At 30.6% G+C, this 13,982-nt stretch carries 13 protein-coding genes and 1 tRNA gene; 2 read left to right on the top strand and 12 right to left on the bottom strand.

The window, feature by feature from the left end; translation table 11 throughout:
* Positions 1–16 precede the first annotated feature (16 nt).
* On the bottom strand, positions 17–211 hold the full coding sequence (locus tag ACEN2I_RS07850) for a hypothetical protein (protein WP_441765544.1): 195 nt from the start codon (positions 209–211) through the stop codon (positions 17–19).
* A gap of 474 nt (positions 212–685) precedes the next feature.
* Between ACEN2I_RS07850 and ACEN2I_RS07845 the strand changes: the two genes are divergently transcribed.
* Positions 686–1,897: a phage integrase SAM-like domain-containing protein gene (locus ACEN2I_RS07845; protein WP_441765543.1), complete on the top strand. Its 1,212-nt coding sequence runs from the start codon at positions 686–688 to the stop codon at positions 1,895–1,897.
* A 218-nt stretch (positions 1,898–2,115) separates the two neighbouring features.
* Here ACEN2I_RS07845 and ACEN2I_RS07840 read toward each other — a convergent pair whose 3' ends face one another.
* Both ACEN2I_RS07840 and ACEN2I_RS07835 read right to left on the bottom strand, forming a co-directional pair.
* A complete protein-coding gene (locus ACEN2I_RS07840) occupies positions 2,116–3,600 on the bottom strand; it encodes a hypothetical protein (protein WP_441765542.1) in 1,485 nt (494 codons plus the stop codon).
* Between the two features lie 78 nt (positions 3,601–3,678).
* Complete coding sequence (locus ACEN2I_RS07835) at positions 3,679–5,472, bottom strand: T9SS type A sorting domain-containing protein (RefSeq protein ID WP_441765541.1); 1,794 nt, start codon at positions 5,470–5,472, stop codon at positions 3,679–3,681.
* Positions 5,473–6,300: 828 nt separating this feature from the next.
* Here ACEN2I_RS07835 and ACEN2I_RS07830 point away from each other — a divergent pair.
* Complete coding sequence (locus tag ACEN2I_RS07830) at positions 6,301–6,729, top strand: response regulator (protein ID WP_441765540.1); 429 nt, start codon at positions 6,301–6,303, stop codon at positions 6,727–6,729.
* Between the two features lie 553 nt (positions 6,730–7,282).
* Here the strand turns inward: ACEN2I_RS07830 and ACEN2I_RS07825 are convergent.
* The 9 genes from ACEN2I_RS07825 to mce form a co-directional block, all read right to left on the bottom strand.
* Positions 7,283–7,840, bottom strand: a complete 558-nt coding sequence (locus tag ACEN2I_RS07825; RefSeq protein WP_441765539.1) for a hypothetical protein — start codon at positions 7,838–7,840, stop codon at positions 7,283–7,285.
* A gap of 18 nt (positions 7,841–7,858) precedes the next feature.
* Positions 7,859–8,878: a relaxase/mobilization nuclease domain-containing protein gene (locus tag ACEN2I_RS07820; RefSeq protein ID WP_441765538.1), complete on the bottom strand. Its 1,020-nt coding sequence runs from the start codon at positions 8,876–8,878 to the stop codon at positions 7,859–7,861.
* Positions 8,875–9,255 carry a plasmid mobilization protein gene (locus ACEN2I_RS07815; RefSeq protein ID WP_441765537.1) on the bottom strand — a complete coding sequence of 127 codons (381 nt, stop codon included), beginning with the start codon at positions 9,253–9,255 and terminating at the stop codon, positions 8,875–8,877. Before ACEN2I_RS07815 ends, ACEN2I_RS07820 begins: the two co-directional genes overlap by 4 nt.
* Before the next feature lie 123 nt (positions 9,256–9,378).
* Entirely contained in the window at positions 9,379–10,311 is a 933-nt protein-coding gene (locus ACEN2I_RS07810) for a toprim domain-containing protein (RefSeq protein ID WP_441765536.1), read from the bottom strand.
* 257 nt (positions 10,312–10,568) lie between these two features.
* Positions 10,569–11,801 carry a primase-helicase family protein gene (locus ACEN2I_RS07805; protein WP_441765535.1) on the bottom strand — a complete coding sequence of 411 codons (1,233 nt, stop codon included), beginning with the start codon at positions 11,799–11,801 and terminating at the stop codon, positions 10,569–10,571.
* A 92-nt stretch (positions 11,802–11,893) separates the two neighbouring features.
* Positions 11,894–12,229, bottom strand: a complete 336-nt coding sequence (locus ACEN2I_RS07800; RefSeq protein ID WP_441765534.1) for a helix-turn-helix domain-containing protein — start codon at positions 12,227–12,229, stop codon at positions 11,894–11,896.
* A gap of 178 nt (positions 12,230–12,407) precedes the next feature.
* Entirely contained in the window at positions 12,408–12,926 is a 519-nt protein-coding gene (locus ACEN2I_RS07795; RefSeq protein WP_441765533.1) for a hypothetical protein, read from the bottom strand.
* A gap of 432 nt (positions 12,927–13,358) precedes the next feature.
* A tRNA-Ile gene (locus tag ACEN2I_RS07790) sits at positions 13,359–13,432 on the bottom strand.
* 136 nt (positions 13,433–13,568) lie between these two features.
* The gene (gene mce / locus ACEN2I_RS07785) at positions 13,569–13,973 is read right to left on the bottom strand and encodes a methylmalonyl-CoA epimerase (protein ID WP_441765532.1); all 405 of its coding nucleotides are present in this window, start codon (positions 13,971–13,973) and stop codon (positions 13,569–13,571) included.
* Positions 13,974–13,982: the final 9 nt, after the last annotated feature.

Raw genomic sequence — 13,982 nt, 5'->3', positions numbered from 1 at the left:
AAACAAAAGCTTTAGTTTACACTAAAGCTTTTGTTTTTAATTTATATTTATAGATTACATATATCCCTAATAAGATTGCTGCGAAGATCAATATCCACAAACCAATACCATCAATTGGAGCAGGTGGCGGCGGTGGACCAGCTAAAGCCACAGCACCTTTAGCCGTAGTGGCAGGAGGACTTGGCGGGGTCACTCCCGCAAATGCGCTCAATATACCAAATAACATCAAAAAAACAGTCGCAATTTTATTTATTATTTTCATAAAAAACGAAATAATTGAATCTTAGTTTACTTAAATTTGATTTACAGACTTTAAAGAAAGCGTGGTTCTTTCACAAAAAATCCTGAGCAAATTTATACGTTTTTTATTCAAAACCAAGTATTAAACAAAAAAAAAGCTTCATAAAAATTTTATGAAGCTTTTTTAGTGGTCCCACCTGGGCTCGAACCAGGGACCACCTGATTATGAGTCATATTTTATTTATTTTACAATGACTTACTTTTACTTATTATATCTGAAAATCAATTATTTACAAAATTTAAAAAACAAAATACATTATTATAAATGATAATATTTGTAGATTTGTTCGTCAAATGTTCGTCAAATTTTTGCCTGTTTTTGCCTGTTTTTCTACGATTGCATAGCAAATGTTCGTCAAATTTACAAATTAAACATCAAAAGAAAATGATTTCCTATAAATTTACATTAAAAAGTACTTCAAATGCACAAGGGGATTATTCTATTATCCTTGTCTTTATAAAAGATCGAATAAACAGTAGTTTATCAATCAATAAAACATGTAAATATGAAGATTGGTCGTTTGATACCCAACGGCTAAAAAAATCGCACAAAGAGTATAAACAAATTAATGAACTAATCGAAAAATACTCGAATAGAATTAATGAAATAATTCATGATTTTGAATCAGATGAAAATCCATTTACAATACAAGATATTATAACTAAATTCAAAAAAAAATCTGGAAAACAGAAGGCCTTGAGTTATACGGATTTTCACGAAACTTTGATTGAAGAAATTAAAAACGCAGGAAAACTGTCAACGAGTAGTATTGAAAAGGAAACACTAAGATCAATACAACGTTTTTTGAATAAGACTGAAATCACTTTTAGAGATTTGTCCGTCGATGCAATCTATAAATATCAATCCTTTTTAAATGCCAACAAAAATAGCCAGAGCACCATTGGTATAAGAATTAGAACTTTAAGATCTGTTTTTAATAAAGCAATTAGAAGAGAAATCATTCCTGCTTCTATGTATCCTTTCACTAAATTTAAAGTATCCAAGATTAAGGAAAGTGGTAAAAAAGAATACTTGTCTGAAGAAGAACTCGATTTCCTGAAAAAAGCAGATTTATCTGATAAAAGTGATATTATTGCAAGAGATATGTTTTTACTAAGCTATTATGGAAGAGGCATCAATTTCATTGATCTTATGCAATTAAAGAAAAGAGACTTGTATAAAGAGACTATTACATATAAAAGAAGTAAAACAGGAGTAATTGTAAATTTTAAATTAAACGACTTCTGGAAGCAAAAAATTAACGAATATGCCTCTCCTGTTGACTCTATGTATATATTCAATATCATTCACAATAATCAAGATTCCGAAACCTATATAAATAACAGAAAGGAAAAATTTCTAAAACTTTATATAAACAAACCTATTAAAAAAATTATTAATGATTTGGGGATCCAAAAGAATATCACTTACTATTGCGCAAGACACACATTTGCTACAATCCTGAAATTTAATAATATATCAATAGATATTATTAAGGAAGCTTTAGGCCATAAAGATATCAAATCAACTATGTCCTACTTAAATACTCTTCCAAGCAACACTTTAGACAAAATGATTGATGATATTATATTTTAATGACACACATAATGCGCAAATTCTGGTAAAAAATGACCAATCACGCAGCAAATCTACCGGATCGCTTATCAATTATAATTATTACTTTTTGGTACATACTTAATTACATTTTTAAGCGATTTTTATGTTTCCATAAGATTTAATTTAAATAATTATTAAATGGAGATAGTAATATTTTGACATTAGCAAGAAAAATATACGTAATATTTTTCTTTAATCTATTTGATTGTGATCGTCATATTTGGAACTACAATACTTCCATTACTTCCCGTATAACGTTGCGCATAAACCTCTATATAATCATTAGTTAACATTTCAGTTGAGGCATTAAGTGGCAGGACCACAATATCATTTGTAGATACACCTTTACCGTAAACTTTATACTGACTTAGAAAAGTACCATTTTTTGCTATATAAACAATGTAAGTACCTGCAGCTGGAACCTGAAAAGAAATAGAACCCGTTATTTGAAAAATTCTTTTCTTTTTTCCAATGTACCTTAATCTATTTGGGGAATCAGTTGAAAATCTGAATAAATTGGAATAGGTTGTGGACGGCGTTCCTGAGCCTACTTTCACAATATCACTAGGATTTGAATTATTGAAAGCCACTCCAAGACCACTGCCTACAGTATAATCCATGGCAAAATCTGCAGTAGCATTTCCATCGGTCTCATTAGGAATTCCAGCAGATCGAACGCTCCAGCTATTGTTAAAATTGTATCCTGTATAACTTCCTGTAGTATATGGCTTAACATAATTTGCAGGAGTTGGTCCTGTAAAAACAATTGACTCTAAAACAGCATCACCTGTAATAGTAAGACCTGCTGTAGAAACATCGAGACCAATAGCACCTGTATTCACATTTGAGAAACCACCTTGTTTTTCTATCAGATTAAATGTTCCTGTAAATTTTTCATAAGTACCATTATTATTGCTAAACCACGCCTCGTTACTCAAAAGTAATTGACCGATATTACTATAAGTAATTCCGTTTGTATTTCCTGAAAAATTAACTATACTTAGAAAAACTAATCCATAACCGGATATAGTTCCTATGCTATTAGAATTAGCGACAATACAATCTCTAAGCAAAAAGGTTTGACCGGAAGTACCGCTTAGGTTGAAAACTGTAGCTCCTGGTGTCGTAATGGTAAGATTCTTTATGCTACCACCTGTTGTTCCATCAAAAAGATTTCCTGATGTTTTAACAACAATGTCCTCATTAGCATCCAAACCCTGCAAGTATGCATTGTTTAAATCTATTGGAAAATTAAATACGATTTGTCCATTAATTTCATATAATGTATTAGATGCCAAAACATATTTAGCACCACCACCTGCTGCAAGCTCAGTAGCCAATACAGTTGCTAAATTGTCACCAGCCCTAATACGCTTAAAATTTAATCGCGGAAGTGCACCATTTATTGGTACCCATGCTGAGGTAGCAGATATATAAGAATAAAACAATTTAAAGTCAGTATCATAGACCATCAGTCCGTCAGCTGGTGCAGCTATAGCATTCCTTTGTATTGTAGTCATCCGTGGTGTTAACAAGCCATGAGTAGTAGAACTTATATCTAAAATAGAGCTTGCATCAGGTGTTACCGTACCTATACCGATCTGTGCATTTCCTAACAATGATAATAAGAAAAAAAAGAGCAATAATATACTATGCTTTCTCTGCGTATGTGTATTTACCATAATTTTACTATTAATTAGTTATTAAAGATTAAGATATTTTACGAGCGGTGTGGTGTATTAAAAATCCCATACTGTTTCTCACTTTTTTACCGAATTTGATATAATAATTTTTTGAGATATTTTTTCATTGTTAGCGGTTAGAAAAGTGGCAATGTAAATTCCAGAGCTTAAGCCCGAAGTTGAAAAATTATAATTCTGTTTAACGCCTATATTACTTTCACTCAATACAGCCTTGCCACGAATATCAAATAAAACAAATGACTCAAAAATTATATTGTTTGGATTTGAAGCTTTCAAGACTTCATTGATATTGTCTTGAAGTATTAAGAGTTGACTTTTTATTTCTTCATCAATACCAAGAGTCTGATTGGTAAAAGTTATTTTAAATCGGTCAGTATACACCCCAGGTGCAATAGTAATCTGATAAGTACCGTTTTTGATATCATGATAAGATGAATCAAGTTGGTCAAATAAGTAAATATTTTGGGAAGAATCAAAATTAACAATCTCAGGAATATAAATTTTTAGAGTTGTGTCAGCAGCAGCTTTAACAGTTAATGGTATTCTTTTTGAAAGTTCAAAATTAACTCCTTGGATTACATAGCTGGCATCTTCCAACCAAAATGAAATGTCATTAGGAAGGCTTTGATCCATATTAAGGGCATCGATACCTTTATCAATCCCATCTGTAGCTTCTGGCATAAAAGCCAGAGCAAGCTGCCTTGTAAATTGATTGTTTATTATCGTATTTATTTTAAAATATGATATTGGAGTGTTCTTCTCTTTTGGGGAATCTGAATCTATAATTTTTATTGACTTGGCAAATTGAGATAGACCGGTACCTTCTTTATAAAATGCACGGTGCGAATTTTTAAAGGTGACCGAACCGTTAGCTACACCATTAATTAAAAAACCTTGTCCAATAGGGCTGTATTTTCGCTCTATCACTAACCCGGAGGATGTGCCAGCAGAGTTTAAACTACCATCACTGTTATAGCTGTTAAAAGTAGCTGCGACATATAATCCTGAAGACCCTAATGATACTGGAGAATATGTACCATAACCTCCACGATAAGCAGATAAATAATGAGAATTCACTGTTTTATCCTGCTCCCAAAAGTAAGCAACTCCAGTGCAGGCTGTATTAGATGGATCTAGTAGGAAAGCATTTAAATGAAGTGCGGAAGGGTAAGGATTACCTGTAAGTGTCGCTGCATTTCCAGCTCCAACAGCCACTGATATATTTCCATCATTGGGTTTACCCCTGAAATCATATCTTTGAGCTCCGGTACCAGGATTATTAATAATTCCTGTACCTTCGGGATCAGTTGTATCAATACCACTTGTCCCTTTCATTGTAAATCCTTCTCCAGCGGCTATTGTTGTAGAACCTCCAACCTGAACCCATTGCGAGTAGTTATTGGCATTGGTTAACTTATATATCCAATATGATGCTATAGCAAGCGGGTTTGCTGATCCGTCATAATTTGTAAGAGGGAGTATTACTGCAGGCACCGCATCAGTTGAAGTAGTTGGACGATTTAGCAATGTAATTCCAAAAGGTGTATTACCGGCTGATGAAATTGGGTTTCCAACAGGGGAACACCAGTAATTATACTCAAAGTTATCAGAAGTACCTTCCTGATAAACAGATATAATACCTGTTCCGCTATTGGTAGATACTCCCGTAGCACCCTGAACCAACTGAGAATTATTCCTTAAATATAGATTTGAATTTGTTGCTAAATTTATATTCTGATTTACATACAACACCTGATTTTTAACATATACAGGAGAATTTGCTCCTATATATATTTGTGAAAATGTTTGAATAGAAATAAAAACAAAAAATAATGGTAATATTTTTTTCATAATTTTTTTCTTTATTTTAAATACCAAAAAAAAGACTTCCACTCGCAGGAAACATTTATAGAATACTTTTTTTCTCTTAACTATAATATAAAACCCAAAAATAATTCCAAGTGCAAATAATATATATATCAATGAATCTATTGGTACCACTACTGGATCATCAGGTAATCCAGGAGGTGGTGGATTTTGAGCAAAAGCAATGTTATGTATAAGTAAAATTGCTGTACAGAAAATAGTGTAAAAAAGTGATTTCTTCATTTTTGAGGTGCAAAATTAAATGTAATTACTTTCAGCCCTTCTGATTTCTTTCGTAAACTTTTATCATTAATCTTAAAATTGTTAATTTATTGTAAACTAGAGAGTAGAAAAAAAATTAAAAAAGTTTTGTAATTATTATATTACAACATTAAGTCTCGTTATTAACAAAGTTGATTCTATATTATGGATTAATGTTATATAATTTATAGTTAAATTTTACATAATTCCCATGTATTAGAAAAAAAATATTATGGCATTTACTTCTAATGATGATCGAGTAAAAAAAGAAATCAAGAAACTATTTAAAATTTTTATTGTAATTTGAGTAGAAAAGTTTACATGGAAATAATCAAGTTTATTCATGTTTTTTATATATTAATTTAAATTTAGATATTCTGGATTACTTAAGCATTTTTAAAAAATTCAAAACTTTTGGAAATTTAAAAACAATCCTACTAGAACAGTGGCATAGATCACTTAGAATAGAAAACTTTTAAAAAAAAAATTAATTCAATTACTTTTCTTGTTAAAACTTTTGAATATAACTAGGCTTTATATTACCTTTAAAAAATGAGAAGAAATGGCGAAATAATAATAATTGAAGACGATGAAGATGACAGGATGCTTCTTCAGGATATTTTTGAAAGCTTGAACTATCCCAATAAGATAACCTTTATAGAAGATCCCATGGATGCAGTCTCGTATTTGGCTGATCCTCTTGTAACCCCGTTTATCATATTTTCTGATATTAATATGCCTAAGATAAATGGATTTGAATTGCGAGAGGATATACTTTCCGATGACACATTAAGCACAAAGTGTGTACCTTATATTTTTCTTTCAACATCCAAAACTCCCGAAAATATTATTAAAGCATACACCTGCAACGCACAGGGCTACTTCAAAAAAGAAGATGACTTCTCTGTTTTTAAAACCGTAATACAAAATATCGTGGAATATTGGCTTAAAAGTTTGACTCCAACAAACTCTTTATTATAATAAATAGTATTCACACTCAAAAGAAATGCTGTTATTATCAGCAATAATAAGTTAAGAAGAGCCATAAATAATTATTTCCTTTTGATATTTAGACGAAAGTAAAATTTTTTGTAGTTATGCTTCGCCAAACTTTATATTTAATTTTCGTTTTGGAACCAAAAAAATACTCTAATCAAATGATTTTAAATTTTTATATTTTTTTCCAGCAGTTAAAAGAACTTTAGTTAATAATTTTATCAAGAGATGAACAAGCTTGCATCTGCGTAATGCATAATTTTTTTGGTTTTCTGTATAAAATTATTAGAAGATAACTTTATTTTTAGTTTAATATTAAGGTATCAATCACTTCTTTACTTTTGCGTTTTAATTATATGAAAAGTTCTAACAATAAAAATCACTCGAATTAATGCTTTCTTGTAATGACGTTTCATTTAAGTCAACTCAAAAAAAAATTATATGTAATCCTTACAAAAAAAATGTACAAAAACATTGTAAAGACAAAAATAAAAATTGAGAAGCATCATCTATTAAAAAAACTATACATTTCCCTCTGTCAATTACTTTCTATTGAGTTTGCATACTCTTTTTTCATCAGTTTTTTAATTTCTTCGCTATTATTAGCATACATATATTCCCAAGCTCTTCGTATCCTTTCGTTTTGAATTTGTCGCAATTCAATTTCTTTCTTATTATCGTTATAATGTATTCCCCATTTGTAAAGATCGCTTACGGCTACCATTATAGCAAGCCATAAAAACCACCTGCCAAAAACAATTTTATAAAACAGTTTTGCATCCTGTTCCGGAAATAACAAAATCTGGAATTTCCTAAGGATACTTTTTGGTTGCCTTCCAATCATATATTTTATATCCAGGAAACCTTTTTGAAGAATAGTCTCAACTTGCATAATATCCAATTGTTCTGAAACATTTTTTTCTATTTTATGTTCCTTTTTAGACAAATCGATTTTATTCTCTACGTTTTTAACTGCAGCAATAAGCGCCTCAATATGCTGATTGTTTGTTTTCTGTTCCAGTGTAAATTCCTCCAATACTAATTGTAATGTCTCTCTTTCTATATGCCCTTTGTCTGTATTTGAATTTGTTTCCATATTTTCTAATTTCTAATACTATCTCCTTAATGCTGATTTCTTCTTTTTCTTTTGAGGAATTCTCTGTAATTCAGGATCGATATAATCCGGCTCATATTCAGAATTCATTAATTGTCCTATAGCTCCTAAAACGTCTTTAACAACTGTTTCTCCTTGTCTATCTAAAGTATAGCCTTGCTTTTCTTTGTTTTGTTTTTTAGTGTTAAAAGAATTAGATATTGACTGACTATCTCTATCATAATTTTTTTCTTCACCAGCATTTTTCATGACATACTGTTGTTTCTGATGCAAGATCTTTTCAATTTTCATCAATGAAAAACCAACTTCACTTCCTTTTATTTTTACTTTTTTATCATCTATAAAAGAAATCCCCCTGCCCTTAAGAACTTTATAACCCAACTCCCGCATAAGTCTTTCAAATGCTAAATATGAACTGGCATACTTTAATGTCTGTTGAACATCCTCTTTAAGTTTTTCCTTTCTACTGTCATGGCGAGGCAATAACCTGTCTTTAGGAGAAAGGAATGCTCTTGGACTTAATACTTCTTGAAGACCGTATTTCTTTTCAAGCCGTCGACAAAGTTCTGCCATTCGTTTATAGCTATTACTATCATTGGCAACCTTACCATCAAAGCCAACTCGATTGGATGCAATATGAATATGTTGCTCTTTGGTATCCTTATGTAGCACACAAATGTATTGGTTATCTGCTATACCAAACTCATTAGCGCATTCTCTCCCAATCTCTCTTAATTGTTCTTTGGTCAATATATCTTCTGGAGCTAGACGTAAGGTGAGATGCAACATTGGTTTCTCAACACGCCTACTTAATTTCCTAACATCCTTAAACTGTTGAGTAAGCTCATATTTGTTACCGAAACATTTATTATACTCCAATACTTCTGCACGACCTTTATGTTGCAAATGGTCTTGCAATTCAAGTGCAAGTTTTTTCTCTTCAGACAATTCTCTTTTATCTTCCAAACAGTAGCTAATGCAATGGTAAAAAGAGTTGCCTATACTTACATGACCTATCATGACATAAAATTTTTAATTTGTACGGCAAGATCTTTAACCTGTCGAGTCTGCACTTTTAATTCTGCCCGTTCAACTGGGTTTAATTCATCATTACTATTTCTCTTTTTGGCTATCTGGTTGAGGTTGGCTGCCATGTGATTGAGCACTCCTGTAAAACTTAGAATTTCTTTTGGAAGGGCTTTATTTCTATAATCAATCTTTGCTGTTAATCCGACTTCACGAAGGTATTCGGAAACAGTAAGATTTACTTTTTTAGCTTTGGATTCAATTATTTTACGCTCGTAGAGTGTACATTTAATTGCCATAAGTTGGTCTCTTTTTATCGCCTTTTTCGGTCTACCTCCTCTATTTTTTTTAGTTTCATTCTGTTCTTCCATAGTCTCTTATCATTTATTTTTTGAATGCGGATGCATGAAAAAAATTCCTCTAAACGAATGCAACTGCATGAGGGGAGCCAGCGTTTTGGTTTTACCAAAACATAGCTGGCTACCACTCGAACGTCATATAGATCTCCTAAAACTATGACCTCGTTTAACTTGCTGTTCCTGGTTTAACCATTCGTTTAAATCTTTCTTTTGCTCATATAAAAAACTTTGGTCGGTATATTTTGTTGAATCTCTTTGTAGGGCTTCATTAGTAAATTTGACACCTCCCATATCTCTGTCTAAATAGAGATCAACTCTCTCGTGTTTTTCCATCAACTGTAGTGAGTTGTTAAAAAAAGATAGTGAATTAAGTATTAGAAAATTTGTTTGTAGGTTAACCGATTTTTGATTCATCATTTTATAAGAGAGGTAGTCAAAAAAACCCTCAAAAACGACTACTGATTTTGCTTGGCTATCTATGAAGGTGATATCTTTTGGTGAGCTGCTACCTTTAAAATTTTCATTACGCAATTCATATCCTCCCGAAATATTCTGAAACCCAATAGCAGTATGCTTTCGATTATTTAAACAAAAATCAACCTCTTTACAATTGTATCTTGCTATCTCTTGTGAAATACTTCGGTTATGTAAATAAGCCATCAGGAATTTATTTTCTAATGTGCGAACATCAACAATAACAATTTTATCAAGGAGATTATCTTTCTTCTCATTTGCAATTCTTTGATTTGAAGACTGTCGATTCTCATTCTTAAGTGATAAACTTGTCCCGGAGGAAATACTACTGCCATTTAAAAGCTGTAAAAATTCAGAAACTGTACATCTAAAATATTCAATCCCAAAATCAACTACATTTCCTCCCTTGCCTAATCCATGGTCATACCATAAATTTAATTTTTGATTCACTTTAAAAGAGGGTGTGTTTTCATTTCGAAATGGCGATAGAAACCAATAATCCTGATTTTTAATTTTCGATGGCTCATGTCCTAATGTTTCAAGACAATTGACTAAATCAATTTGATTCGCAATTTTACAATTGAACTTTTCCATAACTATTATTTTTAAGTAACCTTTCTATTTGATTTGTGTAAGTCTGTTTATTTGCTGATGAAAAAAAAATATTTTTTTGATGCTTTGATGCAAATCTGACATAAACCATTGATTATTTTAACATTGCACTGCATCAATAGCTGCATCAGTGCATCACTTTATTTTTGTCCTGCATCGGTTTTGCATCAAAAAAGATTTTTTTTAGTTTGATGCAAGGTTTGATACAGATGTGTTTAGCTCAGATACAAGACTTTACACTAATTTTGCATCAAAGCATCAAATATTTTATAAAACAAAATCTTTTTAATGGTATAAAAACGTCCTCTTCGATCTACTTTTACAAATTCACCATGCGACAATAATTCAACTCCACAATAAGACTTCGTATTATCTTCCGGTGTAAAACCCCATCGTTTCAGAATATTTCTTATTTCATTAGCAGAAATATCCATTCTGTTATTTTGCTTTCTCAGTAGAATAAAAATATCATTAGGAGCTAATTTCAACTCATCCTCTTCCATTTTCTCAAAACATTCATGAATCAATTCAAGCATCAGTATTTCTTCTTTATTTCGATTTACAAGCCTTAACAAAGAGGCGGTCATAATCTGTTCAGGTTTAAACCACATTCTAGTTTTTTGTTGAGAAAAATAATTTCTCATTTGCAGGTACTTTAAGAAATAAGGAATTTCTTTGTTCAGTTTTTTAAGAAAGAATACATCTTCTGTATTTATAGTACGAATTTTACGAATCCAAAAACGAATTTCTTCTTCGTCTATTTGAATAAAATTATCTTCATTATTAGAACAAAGAACAAATTTTGCAAAGAATTCAATTTCTTGTCGATCCTTTCCCTTTGCTTCTACTTTATCTTTGTCAGTCGTAGAAAGGTACTTTAAACGTTCTGTAATTTCTTTTTTATCAAAAAACACTTCATCAATCGCTACAAGTAACATACTCGCCCAATCAGAATTAAACTGCGAGCCAAATGAATCTCCTTTTATGTAAGTCATATTCATTCCAAAAATTGATTTCAACCACTTTATGAAGGAGCTTTTTCCTGTCGATCGTTCTTTGCTCACTAAGCAAAGAATCGGTAATGTTTGCGTAGGTTTTTCATATAAAAGTTTTATGTAGTCTAAGCCTAATTGTGCTTGATCGCCAAAAATATGTTGAATAAATTGCAATGAATTCGGAATCAATTTTTCTAGTTCATCTATCGGAAAATCCTTGACGATGGGTTCGTTAGGTAGTTCATGATAGGTATTATAGAAATCATCTACAATTTGCTCGTAACCAAAATGATTAGGAATACAGCAAAATCCATCTAATTTAAGTATGCTATTCAAAAATGATTTTCCATGATCTGAAATGATTGTTTCACGATTCCACCGAACCATTACTTTTACTTTATCGCCAGATATTAAAGGTTTATCAATAATTTTGAAATAGGAAGTTCCTACTCTGATATAAGGAATATCTAAGTCCATAAGATTCAAATTATAATCCTTACAATCTTGTCATAAGAATTTGATTAAAAAATAAAGGATTTTTATGCGTTCATTTACGGAAGTTGAACGCCTTATTTTTTCCACAAAGTAGCATTTGTGTTCTCAAGATCTTCAGTAGTACTAATGATCTCTCCGTTTAAATAATCAAGAAGATCTGCTTTTCTAAAATAGATTTTCTTCTGACCTTTTTTCTTGGAATATCTAATCTTTCGTTGGTGAGTAAGCTGATAAATGTATTTGACCTCTATTGATAAAAACTCGGCAGCTTCTTCAGAGGAATAAACATCTTTACTATTTAAAGATAGTTTCATTAATGCCTTTTTAATAAACGCATCTTGTTTCTTTGCTAGTTCCATTACGATCAATTCCAATCGATCAATTTTGGAAGTAAAATTACTTGCATCCATGTTTCTAATTTTTAAATTATGAAACAAGTTTACGGAGGTTTGGTTATGTAAAAAATCGTGTAAAAACAATTTACATATTTAAAATAACTAATAATAATAAATTCTCAAACAGAACAAATCACTTTAGCTTATTTTATCTTTAAAAAACATATTTGAGTAATCAAATTTTACATAGCGATCAAGGCAATTTTTCAAAAAATCTTGTAAAATCGTTAATGTGTAAAATTTTATCTCCATCATTTATTGTAATATACTTATTCAAAAAATCAATGATTTTGGTGTTTGTTTTATCTTTAATCTGAGAATTCCAATTTTTTTGAATATTGAAAAGTGCTGTCAATATTTCAATTATGTTCTGTTTTGAATTTCTTTTATTATCTATTTTTATTGAAATTGATCCTTCTTTTATTTCCATTCCATTGCATAACTTATAAAGATTTTCAATTGAAGAACTATCTCGAAAGATATTAATATACTTCTCTATTACCAGATCAAACTCTCTTTGATGAATCTGTTTAATGATATCTCCATTGGTTAGATTTACGGCATCTTTAAAATTTACCCCATTCTGATTTATTGATCCAATTACATTACTTTCTTCAAAAACAACTTCTCTTTGTTTAAATATTTCCTTAGGGTTTTCAAAACAATCTTTTACTATTTTAAAAATACTCCTAGGTGTTTTTATTTCAAACATATAAAACAATAGAAACTGGGTAAAAACAAGTAAAAAGAGATTCAATAAGATTTTGTAAGTTTCTGAAACACTCAAAACTTCTTTACCAAGAAAGACTCCTAATAAAAATGATAAAAGCAAAATTAGAACCAAGATCAACAACCTACTTTTATTGATTCCTATATAATATCTAAATTTCTCTTCAAAATATAAATTTACAAATAGAGGTTTAACTATGAAAAAAAATCTAAAAAGCAGATATACAGGAACAACAATTCTCGCAAAAATCAGAATAAATGACAAGATGTAGATATAATTGGTCATATTATATTCAATTAAGTTATATAAAAGTAAACAAAACTAATTGATTATAAAACAATTGATGTTCGTCAAATGCTCGTCATAAGAAAATAAAAAAGCCTTTACATCACTGTAAAGGCTTGATTTTATTAGTGGTCCCACCTGGGCTCGAACCAGGGACCACCTGATTATGAGTCAGGTGCTCTAACCAGCTGAGCTATAGGACCGGTTAAGAGTTTGCAATATTACTACTATTTTTTATTTGCTCCAAATATTTTGCACTATCATTTATGGTAAATTATAATATTAACAATTTTTATCAAAAATAAAATTGATTATCAAGCGATTATTAAACTATTAAAATTATCTAATTTCCTGACAAAGCTCAACTAAAACGCCATTTGTGTTCTTTGGATGTAAAAAAACGACTAACTTATTATCTGCACCTTTCTTCGGAATATCATTTATCAAAACAAAACCTTCTTTTTTTAATCGTAATATTTCTGCGAAAATATCTTCAACATCAAAAGCAATGTGATGAATTCCTTCTCCTTTTTTCTCTAAAAACTTAGCAATGGAACTTTCTGGATTGGTTGCCATTAAAAGTTCAATTTTATTTGTTCCTGTCTGAAAAAAAGAAGTTACAACGCTTTCAGACTCTACCGTTTCCGTTTTATACGTTGGAACTCCTAATAATTTTTCAAATAAAATATTGGCATCATCCATATTCTTAACTGCAATTCCTATGTGTTCAATTTTATTTACCATATTATTACA

Origin of the sequence: Flavobacterium sp. W22_SRS_FK3 (genome assembly GCF_052113665.1) — a bacterium.
Lineage (GTDB): Bacteria > Bacteroidota > Bacteroidia > Flavobacteriales > Flavobacteriaceae > Flavobacterium.
This window is presented reverse-complemented; position numbering and strand designations above follow the sequence as displayed.

Bases quoted from the DNA above. Each gene is read 5' to 3' on its own strand.
- ACEN2I_RS07845 (WP_441765543.1), top strand. From the start codon at position 686: ATGATTTCCTATAAATTTACATTAAAAAGTACTTCAAATGCACAAGGG.
- ACEN2I_RS07840 (WP_441765542.1), bottom strand. From the start codon at position 3,600: ATGGTAAATACACATACGCAGAGAAAGCATAGTATATTATTGCTCTTT.
- ACEN2I_RS07835 (WP_441765541.1), bottom strand. From the start codon at position 5,472: ATGAAAAAAATATTACCATTATTTTTTGTTTTTATTTCTATTCAAACA.
- ACEN2I_RS07830 (WP_441765540.1), top strand. From the start codon at position 6,301: ATGAGAAGAAATGGCGAAATAATAATAATTGAAGACGATGAAGATGAC.
- ACEN2I_RS07825 (WP_441765539.1), bottom strand. From the start codon at position 7,840: ATGGAAACAAATTCAAATACAGACAAAGGGCATATAGAAAGAGAGACA.
- ACEN2I_RS07820 (WP_441765538.1), bottom strand. From the start codon at position 8,878: ATGATAGGTCATGTAAGTATAGGCAACTCTTTTTACCATTGCATTAGC.
- ACEN2I_RS07815 (WP_441765537.1), bottom strand. From the start codon at position 9,255: ATGGAAGAACAGAATGAAACTAAAAAAAATAGAGGAGGTAGACCGAAA.
- ACEN2I_RS07810 (WP_441765536.1), bottom strand. From the start codon at position 10,311: ATGGAAAAGTTCAATTGTAAAATTGCGAATCAAATTGATTTAGTCAAT.
- ACEN2I_RS07805 (WP_441765535.1), bottom strand. From the start codon at position 11,801: ATGGACTTAGATATTCCTTATATCAGAGTAGGAACTTCCTATTTCAAA.
- ACEN2I_RS07800 (WP_441765534.1), bottom strand. From the start codon at position 12,229: ATGGATGCAAGTAATTTTACTTCCAAAATTGATCGATTGGAATTGATC.
- ACEN2I_RS07795 (WP_441765533.1), bottom strand. From the start codon at position 12,926: ATGTTTGAAATAAAAACACCTAGGAGTATTTTTAAAATAGTAAAAGAT.
- mce (WP_441765532.1), bottom strand. From the start codon at position 13,973: ATGGTAAATAAAATTGAACACATAGGAATTGCAGTTAAGAATATGGAT.